This is a genomic window from Citrobacter sp. Cpo065 (assembly GCF_030332805.1).
Classification (GTDB): domain Bacteria; phylum Pseudomonadota; class Gammaproteobacteria; order Enterobacterales; family Enterobacteriaceae; genus Citrobacter; species Citrobacter portucalensis.
On sequence record NZ_JAOWHC010000032.1, the window covers coordinates 157,768 to 172,220 of the forward strand.

Genomic DNA, 14,453 nt, shown 5'->3' on the forward strand with positions numbered 1-14,453 from the left:
GTGCATCCGGGAGGATTCGAACCTCCGACCGCTCGGTTCGTAGCCGAGTACTCTATCCAGCTGAGCTACGGATGCATCGGAAAACTTGCTTTACTGCCGATATTGATATCGTGATAAGCGATATCAAGTAAGAGATGGTGCATCCGGGAGGATTACTCGGCTGCGCCTCGCCCTGCGGGCCGTTGCTAAAGCAACGTTATCCTCCCTAGTGCTCGCGATTATCTCGCAGACCATGAAACAACAGTTTTGCTGTTGCCTCGGAGAAGATGGTGCATCCGGGAGGATTCGAACCTCCGACCGCTCGGTTCGTAGCCGAGTACTCTATCCAGCTGAGCTACGGATGCATCAGGGAAACTTACTTTACTGCAGATTTGATGTCGCTGCTAAAGCGCTATCAAGTAATATGGTGCATCCGGGAGGATTCGAACCTCCGACCGCTCGGTTCGTAGCCGAGTACTCTATCCAGCTGAGCTACGGATGCAAATGGCGGTGAGGCGGGGATTCGAACCCCGGATGCAGCTTTTGACCGCATACTCCCTTAGCAGGGGAGCGCCTTCAGCCTCTCGGCCACCTCACCAACACGCCTCTTGCGAGTGCTTCGAAGAACTTGTTTCTGCTCATCGTCGCTGCGTGGCGCACATATTACTTTCTGGGACTTATAAGTCAAACAATTTTTCCAGAGCTTTTATCGTTTGCACATTTCACGCGCAATTAGTCTGCAAAAACGGCAAAAAGAGTGTTTTATCAACAGATAAATTGGCAATTTCCTGAAGGAGTGAACAAACGGAAACTTCGCAGGAAAAGGCATTACGCGCAGTGGAATCGAAAAAATGGGGAAGACAAAGAAGAAAAGAGAAGAAAAAGAGTAACTCAATCAGGTTGCGCCTCACCAGAAAGGTGAGACGCGAAAACCTTAGTAACTGGACTGCTGGGATTTTTCAGCCTGGATACGCTGGTAGATCTCTTCACGATGGACAGAAACTTCTTTCGGGGCGTTTACGCCAATGCGCACCTGGTTGCCCTTCACCCCTAAAACTGTCACGGTGACCTCATCGCCTATCATGAGGGTCTCACCAACTCGACGAGTCAGAATCAGCATTCTTTGCTCCTTGAAAGATTAAAAGAGTCGGGTCTCTCTGTATCCCGGCATTATCCATCATATAACGCCAAAAAGTAAGCGATGACAAACACCTAAGTGTAAGCAGTCACGGCATCACATTCTGTTAAACCTAAGTTTAGCCGATATACACAACTTCAACCTGACTTTATCGTTGTCGATAGCGTTGATTCAAACGCTGCGGATTGAAGTCCGCAGCGTCGACTTACGCTTATAATTATTACAGTTTTGCGCTGACCCAGCCTTTCACACTGGCTAACGCTGCAGGCAGAGCCGCTGCATCCGTACCACCGGCTTGCGCCATGTCCGGACGACCGCCACCCTTACCGCCGACCTGCTGAGCGACCATTCCAACCAGTTCCCCTGCTTTCACGCGATCTGTCACGTCCTTAGACACACCCGCAATCAGAGAAACCTTACCTTCCACTACCGTTGCCAGAACGATAACGGTAGACCCCAGTTGATTTTTCAGATCATCAACCATGGTACGCAACATTTTCGGCTCAACGTCCGCGAGTTCGCTGACCAGCAGCTTCACGCCGTTGATATCAACCGCTTTGCTGGAAAGATTTGCACTCTCCTGCGCCGCAGCCTGTTCCTTCAATTGCTGCAATTCTTTTTCCAGTTGACGTGTACGCTCCAGCACGGAACGAACTTTGTCACCGATATTCTGGCTATCGCCTTTCAGCAGCTGCGCAACATCGCTTAAGCGATCGCTCTCAGCATGCACGGTTTGGATAGCACCTTCACCGGTTACGGCTTCAATACGACGAACGCCTGCCGCAGTACCTGACTCGGACACAATGCGGAACAGACCGATATCACCCGTACGGCTGGCGTGAGTACCGCCACACAACTCGGTAGAGAAATCACCCATGCTCAGAACGCGCACATGGTCGTCATATTTCTCGCCAAACAGTGCCATTGCACCTTTGGCTTTTGCCGCTTCGAGATCCATGATGTTCGTTTCAATCGGCAAGTTGCGACGGATTTGCGCGTTCACCAGATCTTCAACGGCACGGATTTCAGCAGGCTTCATTGCTTCGGTATGAGAGAAGTCGAAGCGCAGCAGTTTATCGTTAACCAACGAACCTTTCTGTGCCACATGTGTGCCCAGAACCTGGCGCAGTGCTGCGTGCATCAGGTGCGTTGCGGAGTGGTTCAAACGAATACGCGCACGACGGGCTTCATCCACATCAGCCTGTACCGCATCACCAATTTTCAGAGAACCCGCAGACAGCTTGCCGATGTGACCAATGGCCTGGCCATATTTCTGCGTGTCGCTAACGGCAAACGCGAAGCCTGCGCCTTTCAGTTCACCCTTGTCGCCAACCTGACCACCAGATTCCGCATAGAACGGCGTCTGATCCAGTACGACAACGGCATCCTGACCTGCGTTAATTGCGTCTACCGCTTTACCATCAACAAACAGCGCGGTCACTTTGCCGTTCAGTTCCAGGTGCTCGTAGCCTTTAAATTCAGAGGCGCCATCAACGCGAATCATTGCATTGTAGTCTGCGCCAAAACCGCTGGCTTCACGCGCACGACGGCGCTGTTCTTCCATTGCAGCTTCAAAGCCCGCTTCATCAACCTTAATGTTACGCTCGCGGCAAACGTCTGCCGTCAGGTCAACCGGGAAACCGTAGGTGTCATACAGACGGAATGCGGTTTCGCCATCCAGCGTATCGCCAGACAGTTTTGCCAGTTCTTCGTCCAGCAGCGCCAGACCACGCTCCAGAGTACGCGCAAACTGCTCTTCTTCGGTTTTCAGAACCTGTTCAACCATAACCTGCTGACGCTTCAGTTCTTCACCTGCAGAGCCCATGACGTCCACCAACGGACCAACCAGCTTGTAGAAGAAGGTATCCTTCGCGCCCAGCATGTTGCCATGACGTACCGCGCGACGAATGATACGGCGCAGCACATAGCCACGGTTTTCATTCGACGGCACAACACCATCGGCAATCAGGAATGCACAGGAACGGATATGGTCGGCGATAACGCGCAGAGACTTGTTGCTCAGATCGGTTGCGCCAGTGACTTTCGCCACGGATTCGATCAATGAGCGGAACAGGTCGATTTCATAGTTGGAGTTAACGTGTTGCAGCACGGCCGCAATACGCTCCAGACCCATACCGGTATCCACGGACGGTTTCGGCAGCGGTTCCATGGTGCCGTCAGCCTGACGGTTGAACTGCATGAAGACGATGTTCCAGATCTCAATGTAGCGATCCCCATCTTCTTCTGCGCTTCCCGGAGGTCCACCCCAGATATGGTCGCCGTGGTCGTAGAAAATTTCGGTACATGGACCGCAAGGACCGGTATCACCCATCTGCCAGAAGTTGTCTGAAGCATAAGCCGCACCTTTGTTATCACCGATACGGATGATACGTTCGCGCGGAATACCGACTTCTTTTTCCCAGATTTCATAGGCTTCATCGTCAGTTTCATAGACGGTTACCCACAGACGCTCTTTTGGCAGGGCAAACCAGTTTTCACCGGTCAGCAGTTCCCATGCATATTGAATAGCGTCGTGTTTGAAGTAATCGCCGAAGCTGAAGTTGCCCAGCATTTCGAAGAAAGTGTGGTGACGTGCAGTGTAACCGACGTTTTCCAGGTCATTGTGCTTACCGCCCGCACGTACACAACGCTGCGAGGTGGTTGCGCGGGAATAATTACGCTTGTCGAGGCCAAGGAAAACATCCTTGAACTGGTTCATCCCGGCGTTGGTAAACAACAAAGTAGGGTCATTGTTCGGTACCAGGGAGCTGCTGGCAACTACCTGGTGTCCTTTACTATGGAAAAAATCGAGAAACGCCTGACGGATCTCAGCGGTGCTCTTGCTCATAATTATCCTGAAGAAATCAAGCTAACGAAATGTCATTACCAGCATCGGCACGCAAACTGCGCCTCTGGCAATCGAAAAGTGGGAATAAGATAAGTTTTCTTTACTGGGAAGTAAAATCCCGTATGCGGTCAATCGTCAAAATTTCGCCATATTGCCTGAATATCTTCCATCAGATAGCCGCGATAGAGCAAAAAACGCTGGACCTTTATCTTATCTGAAAAATCGACAGGTAAAGGTTCACCGTACTTACGAATGGCCTGCTCGCGTGCAAGCACTGCCCAGTCAATTTCGCACTCACGCATGGCCCGCTCGATAGCTTCACGTGCGATCCCTTTTTGGTTTAATTCCTGGCGCACTCGGGCTGGTCCATAACCTTTGCGGCTACGGCTGGCGATAAACTGCTGCACGAAACGATCATCATCCAGATAACGACTTTCAATACACCAGGCGATGACCTTGTCGTAATCCTCCGGCGTGGCATCAATTTCTTCTGGTCCATTTTTCCCCATCACCGGAGCGGCCAGCTTGCGCCGCAGTTCCTGCTCGCTGTGGTCGCGCATCGCCAGAATGCGTACGGCACGGTCAAGCAGTCGGGAATAAGCAGAACGGCGGGAAGTTGCTTCTGTCATAGTAAGCCTTCAGAAATGAAAAAGGGCTGCATGATATGCAGCCCTTTACTATATGTGATTCACAACATGCGATTCAAAACAGATTATCAGAAATCTTCGTTCGTTTCTTTTACGTCTTCGCCGCTGTCATCAACGGAGAAATCAGGCGTTGAATCCTGGTTATTGAGCAGTAACTCACGTAATTTCTTCTCAATTTCTTTCGCAGTTGACGGGTTTTCTTTCAGCCAGTTGGTCGCATTCGCTTTACCCTGACCGATTTTCTCACCGTTGTAGCTGTACCATGCACCGGCTTTTTCAATCAGCTTCTCTTTCACGCCCAGGTCAACCAGTTCGCCGTAGAAGTTGATGCCTTCACCGTAAAGGATCTGGAATTCAGCCTGTTTGAACGGTGCTGCAATTTTGTTTTTCACAACCTTAACGCGAGTTTCGCTGCCGACCACGTTGTCGCCTTCTTTCACCGCGCCAATACGACGGATGTCCAGACGAACAGACGCATAGAATTTCAGGGCGTTACCACCGGTGGTGGTTTCCGGGTTACCAAACATAACGCCAATCTTCATACGGATCTGGTTGATGAAAATCAGCAGCGTGTTGGACTGCTTCAGGTTACCGGCCAGCTTACGCATCGCCTGGCTCATCATACGCGCCGCAAGGCCCATGTGAGAATCGCCAATCTCGCCTTCGATTTCTGCCTTCGGCGTCAATGCGGCAACGGAGTCGACAACGATAACGTCAACCGCACCGGAGCGCGCCAGCGCATCACAGATTTCCAGCGCTTGTTCACCGGTATCCGGCTGAGAACACAGCAGGTTGTCGATATCAACGCCAAGCTTACGGGCATAGACCGGATCCAGCGCGTGTTCCGCATCGATAAATGCACAGGTTTTACCTTCACGCTGCGCAGCGGCAATAACCTGCAGGGTCAGCGTTGTTTTACCGGAGGATTCAGGCCCGTAGATTTCGACGATACGGCCCATTGGCAAACCGCCCGCGCCCAATGCGATATCCAGAGAAAGCGAACCGGTGGAGATAGTTTCCACATCCATGGAACGGTCTTCACCCAGGCGCATGATGGAGCCTTTACCGAATTGCTTTTCGATCTGACCCAGCGCTGCAGCCAACGCTTTCTGTTTGTTTTCGTCGATAGCCATTAATTACTCCTGTCATGCCGCTTTCGGGTTAAACCGCGAAACGTGATAGATAATGTTCTGTTGAGGCAATTATACTGTATGCTCATACAGTATCAAGTATTTTGTAGAAATTGTTGCCACAGGGTTTGTAACGCGTAGACGGTCGCCTGTCGACGTACCGCGTCGCGATCGCCGCTGAAGCATTCCCGACGCGTAATCCCCTCGCCGCTCGCGCTGGCAAAGGCGAACCATACGGTACCTACGGGCTTTTCTTCACTGCCGCCATCCGGCCCGGCAATACCGCTGATCGAGACCGCGAAATGCGCGCGGGCAGCTTTTAGCGCGCCAATCGCCATCTCCACCACTACAGGCTCGCTCACCGCCCCATGCTGGGCCAGCGTCTCTTCGCGCACGCCTATCATCTGTGCTTTGGCTTCGTTGCTGTAGGTCACAAACCCGCGTTCAAACCAGGCGGAGCTTCCGGCAATATCCGTAATCGCTTTGGCCACCCAGCCGCCGGTGCAGGACTCCGCCGTCGTAACGGTCGCCCCACGCGCTTTCAGCGCCAGGCCAACCTGCTCACTTAACTGCATCAGTTCACTGTCGGTCATTTCAGCCTCTGTCAGTTAAAAAATATGCCGGACAAGATAGCACTTTCATAACCGATGTGGGGATGGAGAGAACGTTTTACGAGGGGGATTCCAAAAATTGCTCCGTTGCATTAATAAGACCTGCCGGATGACAATGTCAGGGCATCTTATCCGGCCTACAAGAGATTTCTTCCTGTAGGCCGGTGGAGCGATTACTGCACGCGCGCCAGCGCGACCGCCTGACCCAACTGCCACACGGCCATCGCGTAGTGGGTACTGTGGTTGTAGCGGGTGATGGTGTAGAAGTTCGGCAGCCCATACCAGTATTGATAGCCGGTACCAATATCCAGGCGCAGCAGGCTGGCCTGCTGATGATTACCCAACGACTGCTGTGGCGTCAGACCCGCCGCAGCAAGCTGAGAAATGCTGTACTGGGTTTTAAAGCCGTTCGCCAGCCCAGGTGCCTGACCATTTGCCGGCACCGCGACCGTATCGCCTTTCACCCAGCCGTGGCCCTTGAAGTAATTCGCCACGCTACCAATGGCATCAACCGGATCCCACAGGTTAATGTGGCCATCACCATTAAAATCAACGGCATATTGCTTATAGGAAGACGGCATAAACTGGCCGTAGCCCATCGCGCCGGCGAAAGAACCTTTCAAATCGAGCGGATCGTCGCTTTCATCTCGCGCCATCAGCAGGAAGGTTTCCAGTTCACCAGAGAAGTATTCCGCACGACGAGGATAGTTAAACGACAGCGTCGCCAGAGCATCCAGAATCCGCGTTTTACCCATCACGCGGCCCCAACGCGTTTCAACGCCGATAATGCCAACGATAATTTCCGGCGGAACACCATAGACCTGCCACGCACGGTTCAGCGCATCTTCATATTGATTCCAGAAGGCTACGCCATTTTGCACGTTGTCAGGCGTGATGAACTGTTTGCGGTAGCGCAGCCATGCGCCGTTAGGACCGGCTGGCGGTTGAGTCGTCGGTGCCTGGCGGTCCATCAAACGCAATACCGAGTCCAGACGCTTGGCCTGCGACAAGATCTCCTGCAGCTGCTGGCGGTCAAAGCCGTGCTTGTTCACCATTTTTTCGATGAACTGCTGCGCGTTCGGATTATTGGCAAAATCACCGCCCGTTTGCATGACGTTGTGCTGTGGCTCAAGCAGGAAGCCGCCGGATGGCGCACCCGTAGTCGTTTGAGTCTCTGAAGGTTTAGGTTTGCTGCTACAGGCAGCGAGCAGTACGAAAAGGGGGAGTAACGCTACATAACGACGCTTGAACATGAGACATCCATTAAACAAATTCAGCCTGGGAGAAGTATGGTAAAGCATCCTCCGCCATACAAGGAAGCGGTAGTCGCTCTCCTTCACAGAATTTACATCCCCTTTCATCTCTGACCTTCACATTTGCGAGCCTTCACGCAATAACTTTCAAATTAAAATATTTATCTTTCGTTTTGAGATCAAAATAACACTTTTATATCTTTCAATCTGATTAAAATTAGCCACCGTTTGGCAAGATAACTAAAATCCCTACAGGAGAGAATAATGATCGACACCATCACACTCGGTGCGGAGTGGTTTATCGGGCTGTTCCAGAAAGGCGGAGAAGTGTTTACCGGTATGGTGACCGGTATTCTTCCCCTGCTGATTAGCCTGCTGGTCATCATGAATGCGCTGATTAACTTTATCGGCCAGCAGCGTATTGAACGTTTTGCTCAGCGCTGCGCTGGAAATCCACTGTCCCGCTATTTGCTACTGCCGTGCATCGGCACATTTGTATTTTGTAACCCGATGACGCTGAGTCTGGGTCGCTTTATGCCAGAAAAATACAAGCCCAGCTACTACGCCGCCGCCTCTTACAGTTGCCATTCAATGAACGGCTTATTCCCGCACATCAACCCCGGCGAACTGTTTGTCTATCTGGGGATCGCCAGCGGCCTGACCACGCTGGGGCTTCCGCTTGGCCCACTGGCGGTGAGCTACCTGCTGGTCGGTTTGGTGACTAACTTCTTCCGCGGCTGGGTGACCGATTTCACCACCACTATCTTCGAGAAAAAAATGGGCATTCAACTTGAACAGAAGGTGCATCTGGCGGGAGCAACATCATGACACGTATTCGTATTGAAAAAGGCACCGGCGGCTGGGGTGGCCCCCTTGAACTGGATGCCATTCCGGGCAAGAAAATTGTCTATATCACCGCAGGAACTCGCCCCGCAATAGTCGACAGGATAGCAAGCCTGACCGGTTGGCAGGCAGTTGATGGCTTCAAAGAGGGCGAGCCACCGGAGAACGAAATTGGTGTGGCGATCATCGACTGCGGCGGCACGCTGCGCTGTGGGATCTATCCCAAACGCCGTATACCGACGGTGAATATTCACGCTACTGGTAAATCCGGCCCGCTGGCTCAGTACATTGTCGAAGATATCTATGTCTCTGGCGTGAAAGAAGAAAACATCACGATTGTCGGCGAGGCATCCGCTGCGCCGCAACCTGCAAGCAGCACTATCGGTCGCGATTACGACACCAGTAAAAAGATTACCGAACAAAGCGACGGCCTGTTGGCAAAAGTGGGAATGGGCATGGGTTCAGCCGTTGCGGTTCTGTTCCAGTCCGGACGTGACACCATCGATACCGTCCTGAAAACTATTCTGCCATTTATGGCGTTCGTCTCGGCACTGATCGGCATCATTATGGCTTCGGGTCTGGGAGACTGGATTGCCCATGGACTCGCGCCGCTGGCCAGCCATCCGTTGGGACTGGTTACTCTGGCGCTGATCTGCTCTTTCCCGCTGCTGTCGCCTTTCCTCGGCCCCGGTGCGGTTATCGCCCAGGTTATCGGCGTGCTGATCGGTGTACAGATTGGTCTGGGGAACATTCCTCCGCATCTGGCGCTACCTGCCCTGTTCGCCATTAACGCCCAGGCTGCATGTGACTTTATTCCGGTTGGGTTGTCGCTGGCCGAAGCGCGTCAGGACACGGTCCGCGTCGGCGTGCCATCCGTACTGGTGAGCCGTTTTCTGACCGGCGCGCCTACCGTTCTCATCGCCTGGTTTGTTTCTGGCTTTATTTACCAATAAGGGGCATTCAAAAATGACCGTCATTTATCAAACCACCATTACCCGTATCGGCCAGAGCGCCCCGGATGCACTGTGCGACCAGATGCTGATTACCTTTCGTGAAGGCGCGCCAGCGGATATCGAAGAGTTTTGTTTCATCCATTGCCACGGGGACCTGAACGGCTCTTTACAAGCCGGGATCCAGTTTGAACTGGGCCAGCACCACTACCCGGTCACCGCCGTTGGCAGCGTGGCGGAACAAAACTTACGTGAACTCGGGCATATCACCCTGCGCTTTGACGGGCAGAGCGAAGCGGAATTCCCCGGCACTGTACACGTTGCGGGCCCCGTCCCGGACGGTATCACCCCGGGCTGTATTTTGAAGTTTGTTGCTTAAGATTGAAGGAGATAAAAATGAATCAGGTTGCCGTTGTCATTGGTGGAGGCCAGACCCTGGGGGCATTCCTTTGCCGTGGGCTTGCGACAGAAGGATACCGCGTCGCGGTGGTGGATATTCAAAGCGATAAAGCTGCCAACGTCGCGCAAGAAATTAACGCCGAGTTTGGCGAAGGCACCGCCTACGGTTTTGGCGCAGATGCCACCAGCGAACAGAGCGTGCTGGCGCTGTCGCGCGGAGTGGATGAAATATTCGGTCGTGTCGATCTGCTGGTTTACAGCGCGGGTATCGCTAAAGCCGCTTTTATCAGCGACTTTCAGCTTGGGGATTTCGACCGCTCGCTGCAGGTCAATCTGGTCGGCTACTTCCTCTGTGCTCGTGAATTTTCACGCCTGATGATCCGCGATGGCGTGCAGGGACGCATTATCCAGATCAACTCAAAATCAGGGAAAGTGGGCAGCAAACACAATTCAGGCTACAGCGCGGCAAAATTTGGTGGCGTGGGCTTAACCCAGTCGCTGGCGCTGGATCTGGCGGAGTATGGGATCACCGTACATTCGCTGATGCTCGGCAACCTGCTGAAATCACCAATGTTTCAGTCGTTATTACCGCAATATGCGACCAAGCTGGGCCTTAAGCCAGACGAAGTGGAGCAGTACTACATTGATAAGGTTCCGCTTAAACGCGGCTGCGATTATCAGGACGTACTGAACATGCTGCTGTTTTACGCCAGTCCAAAAGCCTCTTACTGCACCGGGCAGTCCATCAACGTGACCGGTGGTCAGGTGATGTTTTAATGTTGAATTGCCGGATGGCGGCTGCGCTTATCCGGCAAAATCAAAGGAGTACATAATGGTTTCCGCACTGATTACCGTCGCCGCTATCGCCTGGTGCCTGCAACTGGCGCTTGGTGGCTGGCAAATATCCCGCTTTAACCGGGCGTTTGATCAACTCTGCCAGCAAGGTCGGGTTGGTGTTGGTCGCTCCGGTGGGCGTTTTAAACCGCGCGTGGTGGTAGCCATTGCGCTGGATGAGCAGCAACGGGTGACCGACACGTTATTTATGAAAGGTCTTACGGTATTCGCCCGACCAGGCAAAATTGCCACGATAATGGGCAAACATCTTGATGATTTACAGCCTGATGTGATCTTTCCCCATGATCCGTTATCACAGAATGCACTATCATTGGCGCTTAAACTGAAACATGGGTAATTTCGTTGTGAATGCTAATAGCTTGCGAAATTATCATTTTGCAACTTATTAAGTCAGGGTAATCACGCCTATGAAACCTCGTCAGCGTCAGGCTGCCATACTGGAGCATCTGCAAAAGCAGGGCAAATGCTCGGTTGAAGAACTGGCCCACTACTTTGACACGACCGGCACGACCATTCGCAAAGACCTGGTCATTCTGGAAAATGCCGGAACCGTCATTCGTACCTACGGCGGTGTGGTATTAAATAAAGACGAATCCGACCCGCCAATCGATCACAAAACGCTAATCAATACGCATAAAAAAGAGCAGATTGCCGAAGCCGCCGTCCGTTTTATACACGATGGCGACTCTATTATTCTGGATGCGGGTAGCACCGTACTGCAGATGGTGCCGATGCTCACGCGCTTTAGCAACATCACCGTCATGACCAACAGTCTGCACATTGTTAACGCCCTTTCGGAGCTGGACAACGAGCAAACTATCCTGATGCCCGGCGGGACCTTTCGCAAAAAATCTGCGTCATTTCACGGTCAGCTGGCAGAAAACGCCTTTGAGCAGTTCAGCTTTGATAAACTCTTCATGGGCACCGACGGCATTGACCTCAATGCCGGCGTGACCACCTTTAATGAGGTGTTTAGCGTCAGTAAAGCGATGTGCAATGCCGCTCGCGAAGTGATTCTGATGGCTGACTCGTCAAAATTTGGGCGCAAAAGCCCTAATGTTGTATGCAGTCTGGAAAGCGTCGACAAGCTGATTACCGATGCGGGCATCGACCCTGCGTTTCGTCAGGCGCTGGAAGCAAAAGGGATTGAAGTGATCATAACCGGAGAAACCAATGAGTGATGCACTACTGAACGCGGGCCGTCAGACGTTAATGCTGGAACTACAGGAAGCCAGCCGACTGCCAGAACGCCTGGGCGATGATTTTGTCCGCGCCGCCAATACGATTATCCACTGTGAAGGCAAAGTCATTGTCTCCGGTATTGGTAAATCAGGTCATATTGGCAAAAAAATTGCTGCGACCCTCGCCAGTACCGGCACGCCCGCCTTTTTTGTGCATCCGGCGGAAGCGCTGCACGGCGACTTAGGGATGATCGAAAGCCGTGATGTCATGCTGTTTATCTCCTACTCCGGCGGTGCGAAAGAGCTGGATCTCATCATCCCACGCCTGGAAGACAAATCCGTCGCACTGCTGGCAATGACCGGAAAACCGACCTCACCGTTGGGTCTGGCCGCCAAAGCCGTGCTGGATATTTCCGTTGAGCGCGAAGCCTGTCCGATGCGCCTGGCACCGACGTCCAGCACCGTAAATACGTTGATGATGGGCGACGCGCTGGCGATCGCCGTGATGCAAGCGCGCGGCTTTAACGAAGAAGATTTTGCCCGCTCACATCCGGCAGGTGCGCTGGGCGCTCGTCTGTTGAATAAAGTGCATCATCTGATGCGCCGCGACGATGCCATACCTCAGGTGAAGCTCACCACCAGCGTGATGGACGCGATGCTGGAACTCAGCCGCACGGGTCTTGGCCTGGTCGCGGTCTGCGACGACCAGTCACTGGTGAAAGGGGTCTTTACCGACGGTGACCTGCGCCGCTGGCTGGTTGGCGGCGGAGCGCTCACCACCCAGGTTAGCGAAGCTATGACTCAGAATGGCATTACGCTACAGGCGCAGAGCCGCGCGATTGACGCCAAAGAGATCCTGATGAAGCGTAAAATCACTGCCGCACCGGTTGTCGATGAAAACGGTAAACTCACCGGTGCTATCAACCTGCAGGATTTCTATCAGGCCGGTATTATCTAATCCTTCAGACCCAGACGTTTCGCCAGCCGGTGCAGGTTGGCGACGTCTGTTTCCAGCGTCCGCGCGCTTGCCGCCCAACTGTGATTATTTTGCGCCAGTGCCCGGCGGATCATCTCCCGCTGGAACGACTCTGTTGCTTCACGCAGATTGTGATGTTGCGGGATCTCCGCAACAACTTCCGCCACCTGCGGAGCCGGACCTTCATCCTGCAAGGCAAAATGCTGCGTCTCCAGCACCACTTCATCCCCTGCCCTGGTAGCCCTGGCCAGAACAACCGCCCGGTGAATGGCATGTTCCAGCTCGCGCACGTTTCCGGGCCAGCCGTAATTCAGCAGATGGCTACGCGCGCCGGGGCTTAGCACCACGCGGGAAAGACCCAGCCGCAGTCGGCATTGCTCGCAAAAATAGCCGGCCAGCAGCACCACATCTTCGCCGCGCTCACGAAGAGGCGGTACAGAAAGGGGGAAGACGCTCAGACGGTGGAACAAATCCGCGCGGAAATTCCCGGCCAGCACCTCTTCGCGTAAATCACGGTTCGTCGCCGCCAGCACCCGCACATCCACGCGTAGGCTGCGATCGTCACCCACGCGCTGAATATCGCCGTACTGCAATACGCGTAGCAGCTTAGCCTGTAGCGCCAGCGAGAGTTCGCCTATCTCGTCGAGAAACAGCGTCCCATTGTCGGCCATTTCAAACTTACCGCTACGATTGCTGATAGCCCCGGTAAACGCGCCTTTTACGTGACCAAACAGCTCACTTTCGGCTACGGTTTCCGGCAACGCTGCACAGTTCAGATACACCAGTGGATTCACCGCGCGCGGCGAACCTTCATGGATAGCTTTAGCCACCAGCTCCTTCCCGGTCCCTGTTTCGCCGCTTATCAGCACGTTGAGATCGGACCCCGCCACAATCTCAATTTCTTTTTTCAGCTGCATCATATTGGGCGAAAGGCCAATCATCTGGGTTTCCGTCACCTGCTCAAAGTTGGTTGACGAACCTGGCAGCATATTCTGGCTTTCCAGTTGTTCAATCAGCAGCGCATTGCTCAGCGCACCCGCCGCCAGCGCGGCAATCAGCCTAAGCTCCTCATCGCTGAAAACATCGAACTGATCGGGCTCCATGCCATCCAGAGTTAACGCACCAATCAAATTTTGACCGGCGAACAACGGCAGCCCAATACAGGCATGCACCTTCAGACTCTCCTGCCCCGGAATCAGACCATCATATGGGTCTGGCAAATCGCTGTCGGCAGGGAAACGAACCACGTCTCCGGCGCGGGCAATCGCCTCCAGACGCGGATGCCCTTCCAGAGTAAAGCGTCTGCCGAGAACATCCTGCGCCAGCCCATCGATCGCCAGCGGAATAAACTGTCGCGACTCGTAGCGCAGCAGTGCCGACGCGTCGCACTCCAGCACCTGACGCAAAGTGGTTATCAGACGTTGAAAACGATCCTGATGTCCAATACCGCTTTGTAATTCAATGGCGATGCCCGCCAGCACGTCTACGGAAAAGCTCATGACTACCTCATTGTCATTTTGACAATTCATATTGTCATATTGACAATAAAATTAATAGTCATTTTGACTACCACCTAATAAGCAGAAAACAATAAAACCATTAAAATCAATAAAATAAAAAGTTGGCACGCAACCTGCAATAAG

At 53.1% G+C, this 14,453-nt stretch carries 14 protein-coding genes and 4 tRNA genes; 7 read left to right on the forward strand and 11 right to left on the reverse strand.

Annotated features, from left to right (window positions below):
• Nucleotide 1: 1 nt before the first annotated feature.
• From OGY68_RS14660 to mltB, 10 genes are all read right to left on the reverse strand, one after another.
• A tRNA-Arg gene (locus tag OGY68_RS14660) sits at nucleotides 2-75 on the reverse strand.
• Nucleotides 76-267: 192 nt separating this feature from the next.
• Nucleotides 268-344 (reverse strand) — tRNA-Arg (locus tag OGY68_RS14665).
• Between the two features lie 60 nt (nucleotides 345-404).
• Nucleotides 405-481 (reverse strand) — tRNA-Arg (locus OGY68_RS14670).
• A 3-nt stretch (nucleotides 482-484) separates the two neighbouring features.
• Nucleotides 485-577 (reverse strand) — tRNA-Ser (locus tag OGY68_RS14675).
• 336 nt (nucleotides 578-913) lie between these two features.
• Nucleotides 914-1,099, reverse strand: coding sequence for a carbon storage regulator CsrA (gene csrA, locus OGY68_RS14680; RefSeq protein ID WP_000906486.1), 186 nt, complete (start codon nucleotides 1,097-1,099; stop codon nucleotides 914-916).
• A gap of 238 nt (nucleotides 1,100-1,337) precedes the next feature.
• A complete protein-coding gene (gene alaS / locus OGY68_RS14685; RefSeq protein ID WP_008785617.1) occupies nucleotides 1,338-3,965 on the reverse strand; it encodes an alanine--tRNA ligase in 2,628 nt (875 codons plus the stop codon).
• 128 nt (nucleotides 3,966-4,093) lie between these two features.
• A complete protein-coding gene (recX, locus tag OGY68_RS14690; RefSeq protein ID WP_008785618.1) occupies nucleotides 4,094-4,594 on the reverse strand; it encodes a recombination regulator RecX in 501 nt (166 codons plus the stop codon).
• A gap of 86 nt (nucleotides 4,595-4,680) precedes the next feature.
• Entirely contained in the window at nucleotides 4,681-5,745 is a 1,065-nt protein-coding gene (gene recA / locus OGY68_RS14695) for a recombinase RecA (RefSeq protein WP_057068120.1), read from the reverse strand.
• A 92-nt stretch (nucleotides 5,746-5,837) separates the two neighbouring features.
• A complete protein-coding gene (gene pncC / locus OGY68_RS14700) occupies nucleotides 5,838-6,335 on the reverse strand; it encodes a nicotinamide-nucleotide amidase (RefSeq protein ID WP_048225249.1) in 498 nt (165 codons plus the stop codon).
• A gap of 191 nt (nucleotides 6,336-6,526) precedes the next feature.
• Complete coding sequence (gene mltB / locus OGY68_RS14705) at nucleotides 6,527-7,606, reverse strand: lytic murein transglycosylase B (RefSeq protein WP_003037336.1); 1,080 nt, start codon at nucleotides 7,604-7,606, stop codon at nucleotides 6,527-6,529.
• Nucleotides 7,607-7,870: 264 nt separating this feature from the next.
• Between mltB and srlA the strand changes: the two genes are divergently transcribed.
• The 7 genes from srlA to gutQ all read left to right on the forward strand — a co-directional run bounded on the left by srlA (nucleotide 7,871) and on the right by gutQ (nucleotide 12,792).
• Entirely contained in the window at nucleotides 7,871-8,434 is a 564-nt protein-coding gene (gene srlA, locus OGY68_RS14710; protein ID WP_003037339.1) for a PTS glucitol/sorbitol transporter subunit IIC, read from the forward strand.
• Nucleotides 8,431-9,402, forward strand: coding sequence for a PTS glucitol/sorbitol transporter subunit IIB (srlE, locus tag OGY68_RS14715; protein WP_008785620.1), 972 nt, complete (start codon nucleotides 8,431-8,433; stop codon nucleotides 9,400-9,402). The genes srlA and srlE overlap by 4 nt, the downstream gene beginning before the upstream one ends.
• Nucleotides 9,403-9,415: 13 nt before the next feature.
• The gene (gene srlB / locus OGY68_RS14720; protein ID WP_008785621.1) at nucleotides 9,416-9,778 is read left to right on the forward strand and encodes a PTS glucitol/sorbitol transporter subunit IIA; all 363 of its coding nucleotides are present in this window, start codon (nucleotides 9,416-9,418) and stop codon (nucleotides 9,776-9,778) included.
• A 17-nt stretch (nucleotides 9,779-9,795) separates the two neighbouring features.
• Complete coding sequence (gene srlD, locus OGY68_RS14725) at nucleotides 9,796-10,575, forward strand: sorbitol-6-phosphate dehydrogenase (RefSeq protein ID WP_003037345.1); 780 nt, start codon at nucleotides 9,796-9,798, stop codon at nucleotides 10,573-10,575.
• Between the two features lie 55 nt (nucleotides 10,576-10,630).
• Nucleotides 10,631-10,990 (forward strand): transcriptional regulator GutM, encoded by a 360-nt coding sequence (gene gutM, locus OGY68_RS14730; RefSeq protein WP_008785622.1) that lies wholly within the window; start codon nucleotides 10,631-10,633, stop codon nucleotides 10,988-10,990.
• A gap of 70 nt (nucleotides 10,991-11,060) precedes the next feature.
• On the forward strand, nucleotides 11,061-11,834 hold the full coding sequence (gene srlR, locus OGY68_RS14735; protein WP_003037350.1) for a glucitol operon DNA-binding transcriptional repressor SrlR: 774 nt from the start codon (nucleotides 11,061-11,063) through the stop codon (nucleotides 11,832-11,834).
• Entirely contained in the window at nucleotides 11,827-12,792 is a 966-nt protein-coding gene (gene gutQ / locus OGY68_RS14740) for an arabinose-5-phosphate isomerase GutQ (protein WP_003825938.1), read from the forward strand. The genes srlR and gutQ overlap by 8 nt, the downstream gene beginning before the upstream one ends.
• Here the strand turns inward: gutQ and norR are convergent.
• On the reverse strand, nucleotides 12,789-14,309 hold the full coding sequence (norR, locus tag OGY68_RS14745) for a nitric oxide reductase transcriptional regulator NorR (protein WP_057068118.1): 1,521 nt from the start codon (nucleotides 14,307-14,309) through the stop codon (nucleotides 12,789-12,791). The two genes, gutQ and norR, sit on opposite strands and share 4 nt — an antisense overlap.
• Between the last annotated feature and the right edge of the window lie 144 nt (nucleotides 14,310-14,453).